Origin of the sequence: Burkholderia sp. JKS000303, from assembly GCF_002563755.1 — a bacterium.
In the GTDB taxonomy this organism is placed as follows: domain Bacteria; phylum Pseudomonadota; class Gammaproteobacteria; order Burkholderiales; family Burkholderiaceae; genus Burkholderia; species Burkholderia anthina_B.
Window position 1 is genome coordinate 307,142 of record NZ_PDBZ01000002.1, and the last position, 22,108, is coordinate 329,249.

General features: G+C 62.4%; 21 protein-coding genes. 16 read left to right on the forward strand and 5 right to left on the reverse strand.

Annotation, left to right across the window (positions count from 1 at the left end; translation table 11 throughout):
- Positions 1–54: 54 nt before the first annotated feature.
- Positions 55–972: a LysR family transcriptional regulator gene (locus tag BX604_RS23400; RefSeq protein ID WP_098553237.1), complete on the reverse strand. Its 918-nt coding sequence runs from the start codon at positions 970–972 to the stop codon at positions 55–57.
- Positions 973–1,146: 174 nt separating this feature from the next.
- Between BX604_RS23400 and gltP the strand changes: the two genes are divergently transcribed.
- The 6 genes from gltP (at position 1,147) to BX604_RS23430 (ending at position 8,044) form a co-directional block, all read left to right on the forward strand.
- A complete protein-coding gene (gene gltP, locus BX604_RS23405) occupies positions 1,147–2,475 on the forward strand; it encodes a glutamate/aspartate:proton symporter GltP (protein ID WP_098553238.1) in 1,329 nt (442 codons plus the stop codon).
- Positions 2,476–2,528: 53 nt separating this feature from the next.
- Complete coding sequence (locus tag BX604_RS23410; protein ID WP_098554000.1) at positions 2,529–3,806, forward strand: aminotransferase class V-fold PLP-dependent enzyme; 1,278 nt, start codon at positions 2,529–2,531, stop codon at positions 3,804–3,806.
- Between the two features lie 176 nt (positions 3,807–3,982).
- Positions 3,983–4,732: an electron transfer flavoprotein subunit beta/FixA family protein gene (locus BX604_RS23415; protein ID WP_098554001.1), complete on the forward strand. Its 750-nt coding sequence runs from the start codon at positions 3,983–3,985 to the stop codon at positions 4,730–4,732.
- A 16-nt stretch (positions 4,733–4,748) separates the two neighbouring features.
- Positions 4,749–5,681 carry an electron transfer flavoprotein subunit alpha/FixB family protein gene (locus BX604_RS23420; RefSeq protein WP_098553239.1) on the forward strand — a complete coding sequence of 311 codons (933 nt, stop codon included), beginning with the start codon at positions 4,749–4,751 and terminating at the stop codon, positions 5,679–5,681.
- Positions 5,671–6,549 (forward strand): HpcH/HpaI aldolase/citrate lyase family protein, encoded by an 879-nt coding sequence (locus tag BX604_RS23425; RefSeq protein ID WP_098553240.1) that lies wholly within the window; start codon positions 5,671–5,673, stop codon positions 6,547–6,549. Before BX604_RS23420 ends, BX604_RS23425 begins: the two co-directional genes overlap by 11 nt.
- A gap of 295 nt (positions 6,550–6,844) precedes the next feature.
- Positions 6,845–8,044, forward strand: coding sequence for a GGDEF domain-containing protein (locus BX604_RS23430; RefSeq protein ID WP_098553241.1), 1,200 nt, complete (start codon positions 6,845–6,847; stop codon positions 8,042–8,044).
- Positions 8,045–8,189: 145 nt separating this feature from the next.
- Here the strand turns inward: BX604_RS23430 and BX604_RS23435 are convergent, their stop codons facing one another.
- A complete protein-coding gene (locus BX604_RS23435; protein ID WP_098553242.1) occupies positions 8,190–8,609 on the reverse strand; it encodes a hypothetical protein in 420 nt (139 codons plus the stop codon).
- 325 nt (positions 8,610–8,934) lie between these two features.
- On the opposite strand from BX604_RS23435, the gene BX604_RS23440 reads away from it, so the two are divergent.
- Positions 8,935–9,738 carry a hypothetical protein gene (locus tag BX604_RS23440; protein WP_098553243.1) on the forward strand — a complete coding sequence of 268 codons (804 nt, stop codon included), beginning with the start codon at positions 8,935–8,937 and terminating at the stop codon, positions 9,736–9,738.
- 232 nt (positions 9,739–9,970) lie between these two features.
- On the opposite strand, the gene aroQ is transcribed toward BX604_RS23440, so the two are convergent.
- From aroQ to BX604_RS23455, 3 genes are all read right to left on the reverse strand, one after another.
- On the reverse strand, positions 9,971–10,423 hold the full coding sequence (gene aroQ, locus BX604_RS23445) for a type II 3-dehydroquinate dehydratase (RefSeq protein ID WP_098553244.1): 453 nt from the start codon (positions 10,421–10,423) through the stop codon (positions 9,971–9,973).
- 25 nt (positions 10,424–10,448) lie between these two features.
- Positions 10,449–11,792, reverse strand: coding sequence for an MFS transporter (locus BX604_RS23450; protein ID WP_098553245.1), 1,344 nt, complete (start codon positions 11,790–11,792; stop codon positions 10,449–10,451).
- A 145-nt stretch (positions 11,793–11,937) separates the two neighbouring features.
- Positions 11,938–13,002 (reverse strand): Gfo/Idh/MocA family protein, encoded by a 1,065-nt coding sequence (locus tag BX604_RS23455; protein WP_098554002.1) that lies wholly within the window; start codon positions 13,000–13,002, stop codon positions 11,938–11,940.
- 91 nt (positions 13,003–13,093) lie between these two features.
- Here BX604_RS23455 and BX604_RS23460 point away from each other — a divergent pair, with 91 nt between their 5' ends.
- The 9 genes from BX604_RS23460 (at position 13,094) to BX604_RS23500 (ending at position 22,044) form a co-directional block, all read left to right on the forward strand.
- Positions 13,094–14,056 (forward strand): LysR family transcriptional regulator, encoded by a 963-nt coding sequence (locus tag BX604_RS23460; RefSeq protein WP_098553246.1) that lies wholly within the window; start codon positions 13,094–13,096, stop codon positions 14,054–14,056.
- Between the two features lie 198 nt (positions 14,057–14,254).
- On the forward strand, positions 14,255–15,688 hold the full coding sequence (locus tag BX604_RS23465; protein WP_179894861.1) for a DEAD/DEAH box helicase: 1,434 nt from the start codon (positions 14,255–14,257) through the stop codon (positions 15,686–15,688).
- A 43-nt stretch (positions 15,689–15,731) separates the two neighbouring features.
- Positions 15,732–16,637, forward strand: a complete 906-nt coding sequence (locus BX604_RS23470; RefSeq protein ID WP_098553247.1) for an alpha/beta hydrolase — start codon at positions 15,732–15,734, stop codon at positions 16,635–16,637.
- Between the two features lie 206 nt (positions 16,638–16,843).
- Positions 16,844–17,353 (forward strand): hypothetical protein, encoded by a 510-nt coding sequence (locus BX604_RS23475; RefSeq protein ID WP_143748085.1) that lies wholly within the window; start codon positions 16,844–16,846, stop codon positions 17,351–17,353.
- Between the two features lie 648 nt (positions 17,354–18,001).
- The gene (locus tag BX604_RS23480) at positions 18,002–18,745 is read left to right on the forward strand and encodes an amino acid ABC transporter ATP-binding protein (protein WP_179894903.1); all 744 of its coding nucleotides are present in this window, start codon (positions 18,002–18,004) and stop codon (positions 18,743–18,745) included.
- Positions 18,742–19,383, forward strand: coding sequence for an amino acid ABC transporter permease (locus BX604_RS23485; protein WP_098553250.1), 642 nt, complete (start codon positions 18,742–18,744; stop codon positions 19,381–19,383). The genes BX604_RS23480 and BX604_RS23485 overlap by 4 nt, the downstream gene beginning before the upstream one ends.
- The gene (locus tag BX604_RS23490; RefSeq protein WP_098553251.1) at positions 19,380–20,042 is read left to right on the forward strand and encodes an amino acid ABC transporter permease; all 663 of its coding nucleotides are present in this window, start codon (positions 19,380–19,382) and stop codon (positions 20,040–20,042) included. The genes BX604_RS23485 and BX604_RS23490 overlap by 4 nt, the downstream gene beginning before the upstream one ends.
- A 56-nt stretch (positions 20,043–20,098) precedes the next feature.
- A complete protein-coding gene (locus tag BX604_RS23495) occupies positions 20,099–20,932 on the forward strand; it encodes a substrate-binding periplasmic protein (RefSeq protein WP_208450339.1) in 834 nt (277 codons plus the stop codon).
- A gap of 77 nt (positions 20,933–21,009) precedes the next feature.
- A complete protein-coding gene (locus BX604_RS23500; protein WP_098553252.1) occupies positions 21,010–22,044 on the forward strand; it encodes a proline racemase family protein in 1,035 nt (344 codons plus the stop codon).
- The last annotated feature ends 64 nt before the right edge of the window (positions 22,045–22,108 follow it).

Consider the following 22,108-nt stretch of genomic DNA (forward strand, 5'->3'; position numbering starts at 1 on the left):
CGGCTCCGGTGTCGAACGAGACACCGGGGCCGTTTTTACATCCACTCGTGCCGTTCACGCATGCGCGCCGGGATCCAGCAGGTTCGTGCTGAAATCGCACACCTGAGCGGCGAGTCGAACGATCTCGGCAGTCAGCGACTGGGCACGCTCGGCGCGGTGTAGCGCGACGTAGCGAACCGGCGGCAGCGCCGGCCGCGTGCGCACGATATCCAGCGCCTCGCACGCGACGAGGTGCGCGACGCATGCCTTCGGCAGATAGCTGACGCCCAGCCCCGACAGCGTCAGGCCGATCTGCGCGATCAGGCTGTTGCTCGACAGCACGCGCTGCATCGCGACGCCGTGTTCCTGCAGGAAACGCGTGTACAGATGCCCCGTGCCCGACAGACTGCCCTGCAGGATCAGCGGAAACCGGGCGATGTCCGTCAGTGACATGGCGGCCCTCGATTTCGGCATGAACCCGGCCGCGCACATCCACGCGTTGTCGACCTCGCCGACCACCGTCGCCATGAACGATTCCGTCGCATGAATCTGCGGGACGACGATCAGGTCGATCGTATCGGCCGCGAGCCGGTCGCGTAGCGTCGCGGTCAGGTCGACCTCGGCTTCCACGTGCACCCGTGGATACGCGGCCTGGATCGCCGCGATCAGGCGCGGCAGCCACGTCAGCGCGGTCAGCTCGGTCACGCCGATCCGCACGTGCCGCACCAGCGCTTCCTTCGAACTCATCCGCTCGACGACGCGATCGCGCTCCTCGAGCAATGCCTTCGCGTGGTCGAACAGTTCGGCGCCCTTGTCGGTGAGCCGGGCACTGCGGTGCGCGCGATCGAACACGGTCAGATCAAACGCGCGTTCGAGTTCCTGGATCCGTTTCGACACGGCCGACTGCGTCGTATTGAGGCGCGTCGCCGCCGCGTCGAACGAGCCGAGCTGGACGATCCAGTACAGCGCTTCCATCTGCTTGAACGTGAGCATCGCGTGTCACTCGATAGATGAAGAAAAACGATATGTTCTCATGTCAAAAAATCGCTTTTTTTACAGATTTCGGCTGTTTAAGGTTCTTCCGTTGCGCCGTTCGGCGAGCGCGTTCATCAGAAAACGTGCCGCATCGAAGCCGGCGCCGGATCGAATCCCTTATCTGGAGACAGCATGGACACCGTCATCGAATCCCCGCCCGTCCCCGACGCGGTGCGCAAGCCACGCGTTGGCCTCGCGTGGCAGATCGTCATCGGGCTCGTCATCGGCATCGCGATCGGGCTCGTGTTGAACCGGTTTCCGCAATGGCGCGACACGGCCGTGTCCGGATTGCTCCAGCCGGCCGGCGACATCTTCATCAAGCTGGTGCGGATGATCGTCGTGCCGATCGTGTTCACCAGCATGGTGATCGGCATCGCGGGCGTCGGCGACGGCAAGTCGCTCGGCCGAATCGGCATCAAGACGCTGTTCTATTTCGAGGTGGTCACGACGATCGCGATCGTCCTCGGGCTCGTGATCGGCAACGTGCTGCAGCCCGGCGTCGGCACCGACATGTCGCAGCTCGGGCACACCGACATTTCGCGCTTCCAGCAAGCCACGCAACAGGTGCAGCAGGCGCATCACGGGCTGATGGCGCTGGTGCTCGGCATCATTCCGGACAACATCGTCGCGTCGATGGCCAAGGGCGACCTGCTGCCGGTGATCTTCTTCTCGCTGCTGTTCGGGCTCGGTCTGCAGACCGTGCCGGAAGAACACCGCAAGCCCGTGCTCGCGATGCTCAAGGGCGTCGCCGATGCGATGTTCAAGGTGACGAACATGGTGATGCGCTATGCGCCCGTCGGCGTGTGCGCACTCATCGCGGTGACCGTCGCGAGCTTCGGTTTCGGATCGCTGCTGCCGCTGCTGAAACTCGTCGCCGTGACTTACTTCGCAATCCTGCTGTTCGCGATCGCGGTGCTCGGCCTGACCGCGCGACTGTTCGGCTTTCGCATCGTCACGCTGCTGCGCGTGATCAAGGACGAGCTGATCATCGCGTTCTCGACCTGCAGCTCGGCGACCGTGTTGCCGCAGCTGATGAAGAAGATGGAGGACTACGGCGTGCCGAAGAGCATCACGACGTTCGTCGTGCCGACCGGCTACACGTTCAACCTCGACGGCGCGTCGATCTATCTCGGCATCGGCACGCTGTTCGTCGCGCAGCTCTACGGCGTGCATCTCGACTGGCAGCAGCAGCTCCTGCTGACGCTCACCATGGTCGTCACGTCGAAGGGCGCCGCCGGCGTGCCGGGCTTCATGTTCGTGATCATGCTCGCCACGCTCGCGAGCGCCGGGCTGCCGCTCGAAGGGCTGGCCTTCATCGCTGGCGTCGACCGGATCATGGACATGGGCCGCACCGCGCTGAACGTCGTCGGCAACGCGCTCGCGCCGCTCGTCATCGCGAAATGGGAAGGCTGCTACGACGCGGAGAAAGGTCGCGCGTACCTCGAATCGCTGCGCGGATGAACGCCGCCATGCATGCCTCGCACAACATTCCGAAGCAAACAGGAGCATCGAAGATGAGCAGTACCCGTGGAGCACTTTTTCCCGACGCGTTGATGCAGCAGATCAAGTCGCGCTTTCATCATGTCGATCACGATCTCGACGGACGCGCGCGCCTGTTCTTCGACAATGCCGGCGGGTCGTTCCGGCTGAAGGAGGCGGTCGATGCGTACGCACGGATCGATGCGCTGCCCGATTGTCCGGAGCGCATTCACGAACGTGCGCTCGACCTGCAGGCGATCCAGGCGCGCGGCGAGGCCGACGTCCGGACCCTCCTGAACGCCGACGGCGGCACCGTGTTCGCGTCGCTGACGGCCTCGGGCGCGATGTTCGACATGGTGCGCGCGATCATGGAGAACGTGCCGGGCACCAATGCGGTGACGACCGTGCTCGAGCATCCGTCTTCCTACGACGCGATGACGGTCTACGCGGAACGTACCGGCAAGACGCTGCGCATCGCGCCGAGCGATCCGGCGACCGGCGGCGTGGATGTCGATGCGATCGTGTCGCTGGTCGACGCCGATACCGCGCTGCTCAGCGTGATGTATGCGTCGAACATCTCGGGCGCGAAGTTCGATATCGAGACGATCGTCGCGCGTGCGCGGCAGAAGAAGCCGGATCTCTTCATCGTCGTCGACGCGGTCCAGCATGCGCCGCACGGCATCATCGACCTGCAGCGCACGCCGGTCGACGGGATCAATTTCGCGCCGTACAAGTTCTTCGGGTGCCGCGGCTCGGGCATCTCGTGGCTGTCGCCGCGCGCGGCGGCGTTGCCGCATCACCGGCTCGCGGCGAAGGAGAGCGGCGTATGGGAACTCGGCAGCCCGGCGCCCGCGCAGTTCGCGGTCGTGACGTCGATCGTCGATTACGTCACGTGGATCGGCCGGTATTTCCGTGATTCGGACGATCGCCGCGCGCTGTTCGTCGAGGGCATGGCGCGGATCGAGCTGCATGAGCGTGCGCTGCTGGCCGCGTTGCTGGACGGTTGTGAGGGGCGTCGCGGGCTGCGGGCGATCGACGGCGTCGAGGTCTACTGGGATCACGACGACCTGACGAAGCGCGACCTGATCGTCGGGATCGGCTTCGCGCACCTCGAGCCGACGCAGGCCGTGCGCGAATACGAGAAGCACGGCGTGATCGTCTACGAGCGTGTTGCGTCGAGCCTGTATTCGGGGCGGATGCTGAAATCGTTCGGACTCGGCGGCGCGGTTCGCATCTCGCCGCTGCATTGTCATTCGCCGGACGATATCGCGCGATTCCTCGCGATGACAGAAATACTGGCAGCGCAGCGCTGATTGACGACACGGCCCGGATCATCCGGGCCGTGTCGCATCTGGCGCCCGAAAACGGGGCGCCCAATAGGTTTGGGCTATGACCGGCAGAGTCAAACGATAGTTGTCGCCACGTCGGATTGCGCGTGTAATGGCTCGCGATATTGGAAGATGCCAACGACCCTATGGAGGAGCAGCGCGTGAAGATCGTGGTCGCAGTGAAGAGAGTGGTCGATTACAACGTGAAGGTCCGCGTGAAGTCGGACAACACGGGCGTCGACATCGCGAACGTGAAGATGTCGATGAACCCGTTCGACGAAATCGCGGTGGAAGAAGCCGTGCGCCTGAAGGAAGCGGGCGTGGCGACTGAAGTGATCGCCGTGTCGGTGGGCGTTGCGCAAGCGCAGGAAACGCTGCGTACGGCGCTCGCGATCGGTGCGGATCGCGCGATCCTCGTCGAATCGAACGACAGCGTCGAGCCGCTGGCCGTCGCGAAGATCCTGAAGGCGCTGGTTGACAAGGAACAGCCGCAACTGGTGATCCTCGGCAAGCAGGCGATCGACGACGATTCGAACCAGACGGGGCAGATGCTGGCTGCGCTGGCTGGCCTGCCGCAAGCGACGTTTGCGTCGAAGGTGACGATCGCCGACGGTAAGGCAACCGTTGCGCGGGAAGTCGACGGGGGTGCGGAAACGCTGTCGCTTCAACTGCCCGCGGTCGTGACGACCGACCTGCGCCTGAACGAGCCGCGCTATGTGACGCTGCCGAACATCATGAAGGCGAAGAAGAAGCCGCTGGAAAACGTGAAGCCGGAAGACCTCGGTGTGGATGTGACGCCGCGTCTGAAGACGCTGAAGGTGGTCGAGCCGCCGAAGCGGGCGGCCGGCGTGAAGGTGCCGGACGTGAAGACGCTGGTCGAGAAGCTGAAGACCGAAGCCAAGGTGCTGTAAGAGGGAGCGGAAAGAAATGACGATTCTGGTGATTGCAGAACACGACAACGCGTCGATCAAGGCCGCGACGCTGAACACGGTGGCAGCGGCGGCGAAGATCGGCGGTGACATTCACGTGCTGGTGGCCGCCCACAACGCGCAAGCGGCTGCGGACGCAGCGGCAAAAATCGCAGGCGTGTCGAAGGTGCTGCTGGCCGACGCACCGCAACTGGCCGCAGGCCTGGCGGAAAACGTTGAAGCGACGGCGCTGAACATCGCGAAGGACTACTCGCACATCCTCGCGCCGGCGACGGCCTACGGCAAGAACATCGCGCCGCGTATTGCCGCGAAGCTGGACGTCGCGCAGATCTCGGACATCACGGCAGTGGACTCGGCCGACACGTTCGAGCGTCCGATCTACGCGGGTAACGCGATCGCGACGGTGCAGTCGAGCGACCCGATCAAGGTCATCACGGTGCGTGCAACGGGTTTCGATCCGGTTGCAGCAGAAGGCGGCAGCGCATCGGTCGAGAAGATCGAAGCGGCAGCGGACGCAGGCAAGTCGCAATTCGTGAGCCGTGAAGTGACGAAGCTGGACCGTCCGGAACTCACCAGCGCGAAGATCATCGTGTCGGGCGGCCGTGGTCTGGGCAGCGGCGAGAACTACACGAAGGTGCTGGAGCCGTTGGCGGACAAGCTTCAAGCCGCACTCGGTGCGTCACGCGCGGCAGTCGACGCGGGTTACGTGCCGAACGACTATCAGGTCGGCCAGACCGGCAAGATCGTCGCACCGCAGCTGTACATCGCGGTGGGCATCTCGGGTGCGATCCAGCACCTGGCCGGCATGAAGGATTCGAAGGTGATCGTCGCGATCAACAAGGATCCGGAAGCACCGATTTTCAGCGTGGCCGACTACGGCCTCGTCGGCGATCTGTTCGAGCTGGTTCCGGAGGTGGTCAATGCCGTCTGACGCCACGACGCAGGCTGGCGGCATCGGAGGCTCGACGCCGGCTCAGTCATACCTGTTCGTGCCGGGGAACAAGCCTGAGCGCTTCGACAAGGCGCTCGCGAGCGGCGCCGACGCGGTCATCCTCGATCTCGAGGACGCTGTCGAGCCCGACGCGAAAACGGCCGCGCGCGACGCGATCGTCCGGTGGGTTTCGCCCGAGCACCCCGTGCTCGTGCGGATCAACGCGCGACACACGCCGTGGTTCGAGGCCGATGCCGCGCTCGGCGCATTGAAGGGCGTGGCCGGTATCGTGCTGCCGAAGGCCGAGAGCGCCGAAGACGTATGCGCCGCCATCGCGCTCGCGCGCCGGCGCGTGCCGGTCTATCCGCTGATCGAAAGCGCGAACGGCGTGTGGAACGCGCTCGATATCGCGAAAGCGCCGTACGTCGAGCGGCTGATGTTCGGCACGCTCGATTTCATCGCGGACATGGGGATGCCGGACGATGGCGTGTCGCTCAATCACTTCCGGTCGCAACTCGCGTTGATTTCACGGGTGGCCGGCATCGAATCGCCGGTCGATGGCGTGACGCCGGACATTCACGACGGGGAGCGGATCGGGCGCGATGCGTTCAACGGCAAGCAACTCGGATTCGGCGCGAAGCTGTGCATTCATCCGAAACAGATCGCGTTCGTGCACACGTGTTTTCGACCGGGCGAGGACGAGGTCCGATGGGCGCAGCGGATTCTCGACGCGATGCGCGATTCCGGCGGCGGGGTGGTGAGCGTCGACGGGAAGATGGTCGATCGGCCGGTGCTGTTGCGTGCCACGCGGATCGCGGCGCTGGCTGCGTCCGTCCGTGTGGGGGCGAGCGGGGCGGCTGGCGCGTGATTCGGCGCGGACAGCGTTGTCCGCGCCCGGTCAATTTCGACGATTCGGTTCCCATACCGGAAAGTGGCGCACAATCACGGCTCCGTTGGCGGACTGTCGGAAACACGCGATGAATTTCGTGCCGGACGCTCTTTCCGGCGTGACTCGGTGCGGGACATCCGCCCGATACACGGGTTCTGCTTGAGGGCGAGAGCGATTCCGTTGCCCTTTCTCAAGGATTCGCGGAATGTGCCGTTATCTCAGTTCGTCCTGAACCTTTTCCTCGTCGTGGCGAGGACGCGCTTTGATACCGGCGATGAGAGTCGATTTAGCAACCCTTTACTTTCTAGCAATCGGAACGCTGCTGTCCAGTTCCGCCATGATGTACTGGGAACACACGTCTCATCCCAAGCGCGGCAAGGAACTGCGCATGCTTGCGGCCGGGTATGCGACGCTTGGAATCGGCTGCGCGACGGCGGCATTCCGGAATCAACTGCTGGGCGCCGCTGGCGCCGCCGTCAGCAATCTCGTGATTCTGAGCGGTTATCTGCTCGTTCTGCATGCCGTGGCAATGTTCAACGGCCGGCGGTATGTCGCGGCTTCCATCGGGTTGCTGCTCTTGATGGGGATCACGTGGGGGGTGGCCGGTTCGCGCTGGCAGGCTGCCGTATGGCTTTATGCCAGCGCGTTCCCGATCGCGCTCGTTTCGGCGATGACGGCCTTCGAGCTGATGCGAAGCGATGGCATGCCGGCGGTTCAATCTCGACGGGTCGCGGTGGTGGTGACGGGCATCCACGCGATGTTCTACGCCGCCAGGGCTTTCGTCCTGCCGTGGCTGCCCCCGGTCTTCGGCGGGCACGTGCTGTCGGTTGCCAGCGAAATCACCATGTACGAAGGGGTGCTCTATTCGGTGGTGTTGCCGATGACGTTGCTTCGGCTCACCCGGGAAGAAGTGCATGGCGAGCTGCTGCAGGAGTCTCGTACGGATTACTTGACGCGCCTGGGTAATCGGAAGCTGTTTTTTGAAGAGGGTGAGCGGGCGATCAACGACTGTGCGCTGCATCGGCGCCCGGTTACGCTCCTTGCGTTTGATCTTGACCACTTCAAGAGAATCAACGATCGCTATGGGCACAAGACCGGCGACGAGGTGTTGAAGTCATTCGCGGAAACGGTTCGAGCCGCTACGGACGCGGATGCGATTCTCGCGCGCATCGGCGGGGAAGAATTTGCGGCGCTGCTGCCGGGGCATGATAGCCAGAGCGCGAAACGGGTCGGCGATAGTGTGGCAGAACGGTTTGCAACGCGATCGCATCACGCCAACGGTGATCGGATTTGTGCGACCGTCAGCATTGGTCTGGCTGAATGCGGGGGCGAGACGGCTTCGCTGACCGAGTTGCTTTCGGCGGCTGATCTGGCGCTATATCGAGCCAAGTCGCTGGGCGGTAATCGGCTCGTTCATTACGCTGACGGGCGAGCCTGGACACAAGAAGAACCTCCTCTTCGGGAGAGGTGCTGACGTAGTCGATCCAGACGGCCGGCGATAGCAGGATATTTCCTGCAGCGATAGTTGAAGATTCGGTTTCTCGTCGGCGCGTCGCAGGCCATCGCGTCACTCGGACTGGACCCGCATTGCGGGACCTTGTCTCGCTATTGGGGCGGCCTTACTGCCATTCGCCGGGATGACAGATCACCCAACCCGGAATGTAGCTGTCCATGTCCGTATGACCCCAGCACCAGCCGTGCTGGTGAATGGTCTTCATCAGCTGTTCGTGTTGTGCGCAGGCGCTTCCCGGAGCATATTGCCCGTTCGGCAATTGTTTCGGTGCCGGGCCGTTCCGGCATTGGTCGTTAGCCACTTCGTCCTGATGCATCAGTGCCTCGACGGCAGGAGGAATGGTGCGGGCCAACGTGGCCTTGTATTCGATGCAGGCTGGCGCCTTGGGATCGTTGGATTGTCGGGAGCATTGGGACTGGAGTTTGTCGATGCTTCTCGATACTTCCGGCGGGTACGTCTCGGCGTGTGCTGTAGCAATACATCCAGCCAGCAACAGGTAGGCGGCAAGTGATCTGATCAAAATCATTTCGCGTCGGACACGATGCGTTCGGTAGCTCAGGAACGGGCGAATTATGGCATGTGCGCGTTTTTGACGACCTGACCGGCAATGGCGTTGATTTGAACTTCGCATCATGTGACGCATTCCCGACGAGGCAACAAGTTGCCGCGCCGCTGCTCGATTGACCGCTTGGGAGAGGTCTGAGTGTCCGTTCCGGGTTGCGGATTCAACCCGTCGATGCACACCCTTGAGGCTGCGCAGGTTCCAACGGCGGTCGTGGATCGATTGATCGCCCGGTCCTCCACGAAACAATCGACAACTTGGAACTATACTGGGCAACCTGGAGGCTTCCATGACCGATCACGACAGACTGCATCCACTCCGTCCGCTCCTGAAAAATTGGGTTTGGGAGCATGGTCGAATCGGGACTCGCTATCTGGACTGCGTCGATGGCGAAATCAGGTTTGACGAGGGCAAGAAGTCGCATTTCGCGGCCGAGAAATATATCTATGTGCCCCTTGGCAAGGGCGCTGAAGACGATGCATCCGCGGAGGGGCCTGCGATCCAGGAGGCTGGACTTGCCCGGTTTTTGCGGGCTGCGCAGTTGGGTACGCCGGAGGAAGCCGGTTCTGTAGCGGATGTCCAGCGCGCCGTGCAGGACTGCGTGGAGATTGGCCTGTTCAGCGCCTATCAATGGGAAGCTCGAAAGGCGTTTGCCCGATATGCGCAGGAGCCCATGTTCGATGACGAGATCCGCGCGGCGGTTGTCGACGACATCCGGCGTATTTACGCCGGCATGCGAGAGCAACTGGCGCTGTACGATTTCAGTGTGCTCCACGGCTTGCCCACGCCGCTGCTTATCGGCGACACGCCCTTCATTGACTGGCGTGTGCGTGCCAGTCCGGCACTTCCGTTTGTATCGCTCCCGCTGGGACCTTACTGCCTGCTGGTAGGCGCGCCGTCAGGCAGGAAAAGCCGAATCGCCCCGGTGGTGTGGAAGGCCGCAGCCGCGATGGGCCCGCTGAAGGATCACAACCGCCAAATCGAGGCGCAGGCGCGTCTGTGGCTGGTAGCAACCACGGATGACCAACTCGTCGCCGTGCAAAGCCGCATTGCTGCGGCCGTCGGCTCCAGGCAAGGGGATGTGAAACCCTGACCATGCGGCCAGTTGCGGTCATTCGACACCATCGCGAAGATCGTCGCCACTCTTTCGGATGTGCACGACGTGCTTTGGCGTGCACCACGACCCGACGGACCGTGTTCAAGTAGCAGCGCCTGAGTCAGGTCCGGGCAAGCCCGGTGAACAGAAGACCAGGAAGACGACTTGGGTCGATGACACGACGCCGGCCCGGGGCCAGCGTCGTGGAATGGTCACGCATCGAGATGCCTCAACGCGCCGGAACGCCACCCGTCGCCGCCACTGCCGCCCGCAGCGCCAGGAGATAGCTGTCGACGCCCAATCCGCAGATCTGCCCTTTCACGACTTCAGCAAACACGGAGTGATGCCGGAATGTCTCGCGAGCGTGAATGTTGGACATGTGGACCTCGATCACCGGGACGGTCAGAATCGCCAGCGCGTCGCGAATGCCATAGCTGTAGTGCGTCCACGCTCCGGCGTTGATCAGCACCGCATCCACGCCATCGACGAACGCCTGATGAATGCGCTTGCACATCGCCCCCTCGTGGTTGGTCTGGTAGCTGTCGACGGACACGCCCAGCTCGCTGCCGAGCGTCTGCAACCGGCCGTCGATTTCGGCCAGCGTGATCGTGCCGTACTGCGCAGGATCGCGCTTGCCGAACATGTTGTGATTGATTCCGTGCAGCATCAGGATCTTTCTCATGCGTCTTCCTCTTTCGGTCGGCGTGTTAGACATGGGCCTTCTTGCCGACGGGAGAATCTTCCTTTCGGCCAAGGTCATCCATCTCGATGTCGTAGGTTTCTCGCGCCGTCAGCGTGGAAAGCGCGGCCAACGCACATGCGCCGGCAACGAACCAGGCAACGGGTACCCATGCGCCCGGGCCCGTCTTCATCAGGGCCGCGGCAATGGTGGGAGCGAAGCCCGCGAGCGCGAAGCCGATCTGCGTGCCGATCGCCATCCCCGACAGGCGGACACGCGTATCGAACATTTCCGCGAAAAACGCAGGCCAGATGCCGTTGGACGCGCTGTATGCGACGCCCGACATGAGTACGCCGAACAGGAAGATCAACGGCACGTTCTGCTGCTCGATGGACCACAGGTACGGGAACATCAGAATCGCTGGCCCGAGGATGCCGAACAGGTAGACGGGCTTGCGTCCGATCCTGTCGGCCAGCATCGCGAACAGCGGGATGGCGACCAGCGCGACGATGTTGGTCAGGATGGCCACCCACAACATCGTTCCGCGATCAATTTTGATGACGTTGACGGCATACGACAGTGCGAACACGCCGAAGATCGTACTGACGGTCGAGACGAGCGCGCAGAGCACGACGCGCAGCACGTCGCCGGAGTAGTGCTTGAACAGCACCGCGAGCGGCATCCGCGCGACGTGCCGGGTTCGCTGCTCTTCCTCGAATACGGGCGTCTCGTTCAGGTTGCGGCGAATCAAATAGCCGACGAGCACGACGACTGCGCTCAGCCAGAACGGGACGCGCCAGCCCCACGACAGCAACTGGTCTTCCGGCAGGCGAGAGATCGGCAAGAAGACAGCCGTCGCGAGGATCAGGCCAGCCTGGGTGCCGCTGAGCGTAAAGCTCGTGAAGAATGCGCGCCGGTTTGACGGCGCGTGCTCGAGCGACATCGAGTTCGCACCCGCCTGTTCACCTGATGCCGAGAAACCTTGACAGAGCCGCAGCAGGACAAGCAGCGCCGGTGCGAGCATTCCCACGTGGCCGTAGGTCGGCAGACATCCCACCAGGAAGGTGGACGCCCCCATCAGTACCAGCGTGAGGACAAGCACGCGCTTCCGGCCAAACTTGTCGCCGATGTGACCGAGAAAGAACGCGCCCACCGGACGCGCGACATAGCCGACGCCGAATGTCGCCAGCGCCAGCAACAGCCCCATCGACGGACTCGATCCCGGAAAGAAGACCTTCCCGAAAACCAGCGCGGCCGCCGTGCCGTAAATGAAGAAGTCGTAGTACTCCATCGCACTGCCGATCCAGGCCGCGAGGGCCGCCATGGCCGGCGTTTTCTTTCCGGCGGACGTATTGGTGTTGCTCGTTGACATGTTGTCTCCTGTTCGCTTGCGCGAAGCTGTTTATCCGTCTCTCCGTGAGGGAGACATCCTGCGCGATTCGGATTCGCGTCTTCCTTCTGCTGATCAAGATGAAACAACCTGCGGCACCCGGAGGACACCGTTGCCGTGGGCGGTTTCAGACCGTCGTGCTTGCGCGATTCGTATCGACGATCGCGCCGCTGCGCGCGGCTTCTGCAATCGCTTCGGTAATTCGCAGGTTTTGCACGCCATCGAATACCGTCACGAGCGGCTGCGCGTTGCCTTCGATCACATCGCAGAAGTGCGCGAGCTGGCGTTCAAGCGGGTCTGCGCGATCGATTTCCTCGACTCCGGTCTCGAACGGCTTCCACCAGGAGCGGTCCTCCTTGCGGGCGTATGACTTGACGCGCATCGTCGGCACGGACAAAGAACCCTGATCGCCCGCAATCACGTAGCAGTCTTCGTCACCGTAGGTCGGGTAGCTCTTGTTTTCCTGCGACGTTTGTTCCCAACTGCGCGCGGACGCCGCGGTATCGGACAGCAGAAACGTGCCGAGTGCCCCGTTCTCGAAACGCAGATTGATCGCAACCGTATCCTCGACCGGAAAGCCACGCGTGGCATTGGACGACAACGCCTGAACCGCGACAATCTCGCCGCACAGCGAGCGCAGGTTTCCGATTTCATGAATCATGTTGATCAGAATCGGGCCACCGCCCGCCTGACGACGCCAGGGTGCAACGTCGAAGTAATCGTCGGGCTTGTAGAACACCGCACTTCCCACCACGCTGACGATCTTGCCGAGCCGGCCTTGGCGGATCACCTCACGCGCTTTCGCGAGAATCGGGCTGTGCGCCCGGTGATGACCGACGAGCAACGGCACGCTGCCACGGTCGGCCGCGTCAAGCAGCCGCTCGCCTTCTTCGAGGGTATGGGCAACCGGCTTTTCGACCAGCGCGGGAACGCCGGCCACGATGCATTCGAGCGCCTGCTCGACATGCAGATGGTTAGGCGTCGCGAGGACCACGCCGTCGGGACGGCACGCGCTGAAAAGCGCATCGAGGGTGCGATATAGCGGGACGCCGGCAGCCTCCGCAATTTCCTGTGCAGCGGGGCCGGGATCAACGATGGCCGATAAATGGCAGCGTTCGCCGGCCTGGATCAGTTCGATGTGGCGGCGGCCGATGAGTCCTGCGCCGGCGACGGCTAGCTTGATTTGTCTCATGATCTGGAAGCGTTTCGGCCGCACCGGAAATGGACGGCGTTGTGATTTGAGGCTAGATTACTCGTGACTATCACGATCACAATGCGTCCAAATGGAAACTCATAATGCGCTATTAGCCAACAATGACGGCTTCCTCCGCGACCTCCACCTGTTCTGCACGGTCGCGCGCCGGTCGAGCTTCGTCACGGCATCGACGGAGATGGGGATCTCGCCATCGCACGTCAGCAAGCGCATCGCGCTGCTGGAGCGCGCACTCGGCGTGAAGCTGTTCGTGCGAACGACACGACGCGTAACCATCACCAGCGACGGGGAAGCCGCGTTCCAATGGGCGCAAAAGATCCTCGATGACGTTCAGGGCATGGCCGATACGTTCTCAGGACTGGCAGGCGAGCCGCGAGGCCTGATCCGGATCAGCACGAGCCTGCGCCTGGGGCGCGAACACGTATCGCCGATCCTCTCGTTACTGAGGCAACGGTACGGCGGACTGGAGATATGGCTGGAACTGCTCGACCGGCGTGCGGACCTGGTCGGCGAAAATTTCGATATCGACGTTCGTGTCGGCGAGATTCAGGAGCCGCACCTGATTGCACACAAGATCGCCGACAGTGCGCGCGTTCTCTGCGCGGCACCGTCCTATCTCGCGCGCGCGGGGACGCCGCGATGTCTTGTCGACCTTGCCCAGCATGATTGCCTGCTGTTTCGCGGGCGCGACCAGCGGTTCGGCGTCTGGCGCCTGACAGGCCCGAGCGGCGAAGAAACCGTGAAGGTCACCGGGCCGGTCGCATCGAATCACAGCGACATCGTTCGCCAGTGGGCGCTCGATGGTTATGGCGTGATCATGGCGTCGGTATGGGACGTGGCGTCGAGCCTCAAGTCGGGCGCACTCGTGCGCATATTGCCTGGCTACTCGCAACGCGCCGACGTGTGGGCCGTCACATCAGCCCGTTCGTCATCATCGGCCAAGATCAGGGTGTGTGTGGAATTCCTCAAGGAAAATCTGGCGAGCGGGCCTCACGCGTTGATCACGCGTGGCTTCGACGACGATCGCGGCTGAACGATGGATGCGCCCGAGAACACACTTCGTGGAGGTACTGTTTCGGCGCAACGCACGCACTTCAGCCGACGGCGTAGGCGATACCCCTTTCCGCCACCGCCACCTTTTTCATCGACGATCTCCGCCGACCCTTCCGCCCCCCACGGCCCAACCCCTCCGCTACCCGCTAGAATTGCGGTTTTAGCCCGGAACACGTCCATGTCTTTTGCCTCGCTTGGCCTGATCGAGCCGTTGCTGCGTAACCTGCAGAACCTCAATTACCAGACACCTACGCCGGTGCAGGCCAAGGCGATCCCTGCTGTCCTGAGCGGCAACGACGTCATGGCCGCCGCCCAGACCGGCACCGGCAAAACCGCCGGCTTTGCACTGCCGCTGCTGCAACGGCTGGTGCAACACGGCCCGGCCGTCTCCAGCAACCGCGCGCGCGTGCTCGTGCTGGTGCCCACGCGTGAGCTGGCCGAACAAGTGCTGCAGAGCTTCGTCGAATACGGCCAGGGCCTCGACCTGCGCTTTCTGGCCGCCTACGGCGGCGTGAGCATCAACCCGCAGATGATGAAGCTGCGCAAAGGCGTGGACGTGCTCGTTGCCACGCCGGGCCGCTTGCTCGACCTCAATCGCCAGAACGCCGTGCAGTTCGATCAAGTCGAGACGCTGGTGCTGGACGAAGCCGACCGCATGCTCGATCTGGGCTTCGCGCGCGAACTCAACGCGGTCTTTGCCGCGTTGCCCGCTCAGCGCCAGACGCTGCTGTTCTCCGCGACGTTCACCGACGATATCCGCGCGATGGCGGCGAGCATTCTGCGCAGCCCGGTCAATATCAGCGTCAGCCCGCCCAATGCCACGGCCAGCAAGATCAAGCAGTGGGTGGTGCCGGTGGACAAAAGGAACAAGCCCGAGCTGTTCATGCACCTGGTGGCGGAGAACAACTGGGAGCACGCGCTGGTGTTCGTCAAAACCCGCAACGGCGTCGATTACCTGGCGGCCATGCTGGATGAAGCGGGCTACGCGGTCGACACCATCCACGGCGACAAACCGCAACCGGCGCGTTTGCGTGCGCTCGAGCGCTTCAAGGCGCGCGAAGTACAGATGCTGGTCGCGACCGACGTGGCGGCGCGCGGGCTGGATATCGACGATCTGCCGCTGGTGATCAACGTCGATCTGCCGATCGTCGCGCAAGACTATGTGCACCGCATCGGCCGTACCGGCCGCGCGGGCGCGAGCGGTGTGGCGGTGTCCCTCGTGTGTGCCGATGAAGCCCCGCAACTGGCGGCGATCGAAGCGCTGATCCGGCAGACGCTGCGCCGGGAAGAAGAGCCGGGTTTCGAAGCGGAGCACCGCGTGCCGGAAACCAGCGCGACGGGCCAGATCATCAAGAAACCCAAAAAGCCGAAGAAGCCCAAAGTGCCGCAAGCCGCGCCGAGCGCCGTGCCGGCGTCCGGCAAAAAGCCGCGGCCGCAAGGTGGTGAAGGCAAACGCAAGCCTGCGACCACCGCAGGAAAAGGCAAGAGCGTGATCAGTGGTAGCCCGTTCAGTGTGCAGAAGCCGCGCGCCAAACCCGCCGGCAAGCCGGCTGCGGGTGGGCGCAAGCCGGCCGCCAAACCTGCCGGCGGCGCCGGCAAACGCCGACCGTGATCCCCGGAGACGCATCCCCCTTCATTCAGGGGGCCCGTTGCAAATGCTGCACGCAGAGATCGACGCACCGGGGCCGGCTGGCCCGTTGAGAGGCACGCTGTTGTCTCCGGCCGGGAGCGATGCCCCGGTCGTGCTGATCGTGCCGGGATCGGGCCCGACCGACAGGAATGGCAACGGACCCATCGGCCTTCAGGCATCGACCTACAGGATGCTTGCCGAAGGACTGCTGAGCAAAGGCATCGCGTCGGTTCGAATCGACAAGCGCGGCATGTACGGCAGCGCGTCGGCGATACCGGATGCGAATGACGTCACGCTCGGCGACTACGCGGCCGACGTCCGCGCGTGGGTGACGGCGATCCGGACGCAGACCGGCGCTTCCTGCGTCTGGGTGTTGGGACATAGCGAAGGCGGGCTGGTGGCGTTGTCGGCTGCACGGCAAGCCGACGGCATGTGCGGTTTGATCCTGGTATCCACGGCAGGGCGGCCGCTCGGGCAGGTATTGCGGCAACAACTGCGCTCGAACCCGGCGAATGCGCCCATCCTGGCCAATGCCATGGCGATACTCGAATCCCTCGAGGCCGGAAAGACGGTGGACGCGAGCGGGATCGACCCGGCACTGATGCCGTTGTTCCGGCCGCACGTTCAGCGTTTTCTGATAAGCGAATTGACCGTTGATCCGGCGACGCTCCTGGCGGGTTGCAGGAAGCCGGTGCTGATCGTGCAGGGCACACGGGATATCCAGGTTGCGGTCGAGGACGCGCAACTTTTGCAGCGGGCGAACCCACGCGCCGAACTTGCGCTTGTTGCCGATGCCAATCACGTCCTCAAAACGGTCCGCACGCAGGCGCTGGAGGACAATCTGGCAGCGTATTCCGATCCGGAACGCCCACTGGCGGATGGCGTGGTGGAGGCGATTGCGGCATTCGTACGGAAGTCGACGATCGGTTAACGCTAACCTTGGCGGCGCTGAATCGCTGAATCGCTGGCTCGTAACGCAGCGTTGAGCGTCTGCGCCTGAGGACGAAGCGTGACTGTTCCGGGGCGGACGTCGTCGCTCCAGTACGATGAAACGGACAAGCAGCGGTCGATCGCACTGGCGAGCGCGAATTGCCAGCGGTCTCGCCGCCCGCATACGCAAGCGACGGGGGAATCATCGTGATCGAACTGCTCGAGCCTGTCTCACGCCAGATGGCGGAAGACCTTCTCTCGGTCTTTCCGCACTGGGACAGCCATTTTTCTGTTGTCCCCTACGCTGGAAAGAACTACTTCAATGTCCGGGTGCCGTCGCTTGCGACATCGAAGGGTGGCCCGCTGGAGGTTTCCTCGTTGTACAACGACGAGGTGACGGTTTACTACGCGACAGCCCATCGGCATTTTTTCTCCGTGCTGGGCAATACTATCGAGCCCGGTGGGGCAATCGAGTTCATCCAGAAGATTCTCGACGAACGACTCGTGGTGGTCTCTTACATTTGCACCGGCGACTCGATCATACGAGACGGTGTCTTTTCAAGCGCCGCCGTTCCGGCAGACAAAATCCCGCGTGCGAATTATGAGTATTACTATGCAACGTCGATGCGCGTGTGCTCGTGGCGAGGCACTTTCGATGCCGAGTTTGCCGCCCCTTACGTCAAAGACAAGCCGCAGGCAGACAACGATCGAAAGTAACCGAGGCTCGCATAGGAGTGGGCCGATATAACGGCTCTTTTACTCGATGATTCCCGTGCCGACATCTCCACCGAAGACGACGGAGCCGGCACGTGTGCAGTCGCGTCATTTCCTTTGAAAGCCAGGCCGTACCGGCCACGGCCCATGCAGTATAAAACGGCGAACGGATTCGGCTGTCCGTCCGCTGGAAACTGATACCGCATCGTCAGCCGGCGATGAGAACCGACGGTCGCCGTGAACCGGCCCTTTCTCTTCCGATACAAGTCAGCCTGCATCGTCCCATCCCTGTCGTACCGCCACACGGCGCGCATCCGCATGTGTCCGGCTGTTCGGACTGAACGCCCGACGAGCGTCGTGCCGAGCCGAGTTGAGGGCGAGCGAATGCCCGCTGCGGGGTATACCCGCGATTTACTCGAATCCGCCTTTTCATGGCAAAAAATGTCCGAAACATACAACCGGGTTCGTTTTTGACGCCATTAATCTAATTTCAACCTTGTGCCGCAATGGGCAAGCGTGGCGGAGCGAGTGATTCAACTTGTTCGATCGCGTGATCGATCCCGGAGACACCTATACATGAATAGCCCCAACTCGTCGGTTGCTGAAGTCAGCGCGGACCGCGCCACGACGGCAGCGCGGCAAGGAGAACCGATTCTGTGCGTCGAGCACGTCGGCAAGAACTTCGGACCGCACCGGGTTCTGACCGATGTCAGCTTCAAGATGTATGCGGGCGAGGTGATTGCGATCATCGGGCCCAGCGGCTCGGGAAAGAGCACGCTGCTTCGCTGTATCAATCAACTCGAGCCGCCGACCGAAGGGCGCGTCACCATCGGCGACGTGACGATCGAAGCGGGCAGGCCGCCGGCCCGGCGCGCGCTCGTCGCGTTGCGGCGCCGGATCGGGATGGTCTTCCAGTCGTTCAATTTGTTCCCGCACATGACCGTCCTCGACAACGTCAGTCTCGCTCAGGTTCGCACGATGGGTCGGAGCCGGGCGGACGCGGACAGGCGCTCCATCGAACTGCTCGGCCGGGTGGGGCTTGCCGACAAGGCATCGCAGTTTCCGGTGCGTTGTTCGGGCGGCCAGCAGCAGCGCATCGCCATTGCGCGAGCGCTCGCACTGGAGCCGGAGATCATGCTGTTCGACGAGCCGACATCGGCGCTGGATCCGGAACTGGGGCTCGAAGTCCTCGCGGTGATGAAAGAGCTGGCCTCGTCCGGCATGACGATGGTGGTCGTGACGCACGAGATGCACTTCGCCGAGGAAGTATCGGACCGCGTACTGCTGATGACGGACGGCAAAGTCGTCGAAGAAGGGCCAAGCGCGCAGGTCATGCGCGCCCCGCGGCATGAGCGCGCGATCCGCTTTCTTTCCGCGGCGCGGGGGCGGTCATGACAATCACGCCCCTTCTGCTGGTTCAGGGTATTCCGTGGACGCTGGCGATTACGGCGTCCTCCTTCCTGCTAGGCGCGCTGATTGGCTTGCCGCTGTGCGCGATGAAGCGATCCCGCATATCGGCGGTCAGATTCCTGGCGACCGCGATTGTGCTGACCTGTCGATCCGTGCCGCCGATCGTCTGGTTGTTCTTCGTCTTCTTCGGCATCGGGAGCGGCTTCATTACGATGAGCCCGTTTACTGCCGCGACGATCGGACTCGGCGTGGTCACCGGCGCGAATATGGCGGAGATCTACCGCGGCGCACTGACCGCGATTCATCCCGGTCAATTCGAGGCGTGTCGCGTATTGAACCTGAACCGGATGCAGCAATTCGTCGACGTGATATTTCCGCAACTCACGCGCATTGCGCTTCCGTCCCTGGCGACGTATCTCATTGGTCTGCTCAAGGATTCGGCTATCGCGTCAACTATCGGCGTGAAAGACCTCACTTACAGTGCGTACCATATTTCGCAGCAGACATTCCAGGGCTTGAGCGTCTATGCATCGGCGGCGCTCCTCTACATCCTGATAAGCATACCCATTGCATGGGCATCGCGATGGATTGATTTGAACATGCGATCGAAGGTGTCGAGATGAACGAATTGCTCGAACTATGGAAAAGCTGGCTTCCTGATCTGCTCGGCGGTTACGGCATTTCATTGCAAGTGACCGGGCTGAGCCTGCTTATCGGCATCCCGCTCGGCGCGGTACTGGCGGTCACGGTTCCGTCGCCGAACAGGATCGTCAGGGCGGTCGCGATTGGCTTCGTCGAGATCGGTCGAGGTGCCCCCGCATTGATACTGCTTCAATTCATGTACTTCGGCTTGCCGAAAACAGGGATGGCATTGACCTCGTTTTTCGCTTCCGTCGTAGCGCTTGCGTGGTGCACCGGGGCATACACGAGCGAAATCATCCGGGCGGGTTTCGAAGCCGTTCCGTACGGACAGAAAGAAGCCGCAGCGGTGATCGGCCTGAGCAGCTTCGACGCGTTGCGTTTCGTCGTCGCGCCACAGGGGCTTCGCGTGGCATTGCCGGCGTTACTTGGGTTTTCGGTGATGATGCTTCAGGCGACTTCGTTGTGCTACACCATCGCTCTCCCGGAATTATTTGGCAGAGCATCGAATATCGGCTCGGATACGTTTCAGTACATGCCGGTACTTGTCCTGGCTGCCTTGTTGTTTGCGGCGATTTGCATACCCGCCACCCTTTGCGTTTCCATCCTGGAACGTCGTCTGGGGCGTCATGCTTCGAATTGATCCTGTCGTTTTTCAACGTCTGCTTTTTCTCGCGGTAAATACACATCGGAGGCAATATGGCTTTTATGAAACGCTGTGTCAGCGTGCTGTCGACGGGTATCGCGCTGTCGGCAATGTCGAGTGTGGCGTTCGCGCAGCAGTGCACGCCCGCGCACAAGTTCTCAACGATCGTGCCGGGGGTCCTTTCCGTCGCAACCTTCCCGTATCCGCCGTTCTCGGTGCCGGCCGGAGAGGACGTCGGCGGGATTGACGCCGAGATCCTGAAGAAGATCGCCGCCAAGGAATGTCTCAAGCTGTCCTTTAGCGTGGTCGATCCTTCTGCGGTCATTCAGTCCGTCGTCTCAGGCAAGGCGGACGTTGCAATGGGTGACTGGCAACGAACCGCAGCCCGGGCGAAAGTGCTGGGTCTGAGCGCCCCGATCTATGTGGAACAGGTGGGCTTCATCTCCAAGGACGGGATCGATAGCGTGGCCGGACTTCAGGGCAAGCGAGTCGGATCGGTTCAGGGTTACTTCTGGACCGGCGATTTGCAGAAGCTGCTCGGCGGTTCGCTGACCGTCTATCCGAATCCGGTTGCGATGGCGCAGGACCTCGAAGCGGGGCGCCTGGACGTCGGCACCGACGCCTATTCCGTCGTCGAATACGACAAGAAGAAAGGCGGCTACAAGGGGCTTCAGGTCAAGGTGGTCAAGCCCGATCCGAAGCTCTCGGCTTCGCGCATGCCGAGTCAGGCCGGCTTTCCCTATACCAAGGGAAATGACGCGTTAGGGAAAGCGCTGTCGGCGGACATCGACGAGCTGCACAAGTCGGGCGAAATGGTGAAGATCCTGAAAACGAACGGCGTGCCGCCTTCCGCGGGCGACGTCGGCGAACCGCGACTGATGGAATAAACCCTTCGCCGGGTGCGGCTCTTCCGTTGATTCATGTCGTCTAATTTATTCGGATGTCTAATTGATAAGGTGCGTATATGCGTTGGAAAAAAACCCTTCAGTTGCTCGACGTGCACTGCGAAGGCGAGGTCGGGAAGGTCATCACGTCGGGTGTGTACGATATCCCGGGCGATACGATGATGGCCAAGATGGACTACATCAACAAGGAGAACGACAGTCTGCGGCGCTTCGTCTGTCTCGAGCCGCGAGGGGCAGTCAATCAAACCGTCAACCTCATGGTGCCGCCGTGCGATCCCACGGCCGACGCCGGGTTCATCGTCCTGCAAGCCGACGAAGCGCATCCGATGTCGGGCGCGAACACCATGTGTGTCGCAACGGCGCTTCTCGAAACCGGCATGATCGAAATGCAGGAGCCTGTCACGACGTTGCGGCTCGAAGCGCCGGCCGGCATCGTGACGGCGACGGCCGAATGCAGGGACGGAAAGTGCGAACGTGTGTCGCTCGACATGATCCCGGCATTCGTCGAGGCGCTGGACCAGGTCGTTCACACCGAGGAATACGGCGAGGTAAAGCTCGACATCGCGTTCGGCGGTGTCTTCTACGCGGTCGTCTTCGTCGAGCAGCTCGGCATCGAGATCACGCCGCAATATACCGAGCAACTGGTCAAGGCGGGCATGGTGATCAAGCGCGCCGCGAACGCGCGTTTCAAGGTTCGGCATCCGTTGGTGCCGTCGATCGACCACATCGCCTACGCGATCTTCGCTGAACGACAGCGCGACGGGTCGGTTCGCACGTGTTGCACGCTTTGGCCGGGGCGCGTCGATCGTTCGCCGTGCGGCACCGGAAGCTCTGCCATCACGTCGGTGCTGCATGCGCGCGGCGAGTTGGCCGTAGGCGAAAAATTCATCACGCGGTCGATCATCGGTTCGGAATTTTCCGTCGAACTGAAAGGAGAGACGGTCGTGTCGGGCAAGCCTGCCGTCCTGCCGAACGTCAGTGGACGATGCTGGACCTACGGCATCAGCCAGTTGGCGCTGGACCCGGACGATCCTTTCGCTCGCGGTTTCGCGTTGCAGGATGCGTGGGGCGCGGAAGCCATTCACATCAAGTGAGCGCGGCGGGGAAGGCGCCGACTACAGGGAGGTGCTTTCCCCACATTCACGGATGTCCGTGCGA

Bases quoted from the DNA above. Each gene is read 5' to 3' on its own strand.
- BX604_RS23460 (WP_098553246.1), top strand. From the start codon at position 13,094: ATGGAAACTCATAATGCGCTATTAGCCAACAATGACGGCTTCCTCCGC.
- BX604_RS23435 (WP_098553242.1), bottom strand. From the start codon at position 8,609: ATGATTTTGATCAGATCACTTGCCGCCTACCTGTTGCTGGCTGGATGT.
- aroQ (WP_098553244.1), bottom strand. From the start codon at position 10,423: ATGAGAAAGATCCTGATGCTGCACGGAATCAATCACAACATGTTCGGC.
- BX604_RS23485 (WP_098553250.1), top strand. From the start codon at position 18,742: ATGACAATCACGCCCCTTCTGCTGGTTCAGGGTATTCCGTGGACGCTG.
- BX604_RS23420 (WP_098553239.1), top strand. From the start codon at position 4,749: ATGACGATTCTGGTGATTGCAGAACACGACAACGCGTCGATCAAGGCC.
- BX604_RS23500 (WP_098553252.1), top strand. From the start codon at position 21,010: ATGCGTTGGAAAAAAACCCTTCAGTTGCTCGACGTGCACTGCGAAGGC.
- BX604_RS23470 (WP_098553247.1), top strand. From the start codon at position 15,732: ATGCTGCACGCAGAGATCGACGCACCGGGGCCGGCTGGCCCGTTGAGA.
- BX604_RS23440 (WP_098553243.1), top strand. From the start codon at position 8,935: ATGACCGATCACGACAGACTGCATCCACTCCGTCCGCTCCTGAAAAAT.
- BX604_RS23430 (WP_098553241.1), top strand. From the start codon at position 6,845: ATGAGAGTCGATTTAGCAACCCTTTACTTTCTAGCAATCGGAACGCTG.
- BX604_RS23425 (WP_098553240.1), top strand. From the start codon at position 5,671: ATGCCGTCTGACGCCACGACGCAGGCTGGCGGCATCGGAGGCTCGACG.
- BX604_RS23465 (WP_179894861.1), top strand. From the start codon at position 14,255: ATGTCTTTTGCCTCGCTTGGCCTGATCGAGCCGTTGCTGCGTAACCTG.
- BX604_RS23400 (WP_098553237.1), bottom strand. From the start codon at position 972: ATGCTCACGTTCAAGCAGATGGAAGCGCTGTACTGGATCGTCCAGCTC.
- BX604_RS23495 (WP_208450339.1), top strand. From the start codon at position 20,099: ATGGCTTTTATGAAACGCTGTGTCAGCGTGCTGTCGACGGGTATCGCG.
- BX604_RS23490 (WP_098553251.1), top strand. From the start codon at position 19,380: ATGAACGAATTGCTCGAACTATGGAAAAGCTGGCTTCCTGATCTGCTC.
- BX604_RS23410 (WP_098554000.1), top strand. From the start codon at position 2,529: ATGAGCAGTACCCGTGGAGCACTTTTTCCCGACGCGTTGATGCAGCAG.
- gltP (WP_098553238.1), top strand. From the start codon at position 1,147: ATGGACACCGTCATCGAATCCCCGCCCGTCCCCGACGCGGTGCGCAAG.
- BX604_RS23450 (WP_098553245.1), bottom strand. From the start codon at position 11,792: ATGTCAACGAGCAACACCAATACGTCCGCCGGAAAGAAAACGCCGGCC.
- BX604_RS23455 (WP_098554002.1), bottom strand. From the start codon at position 13,002: ATGAGACAAATCAAGCTAGCCGTCGCCGGCGCAGGACTCATCGGCCGC.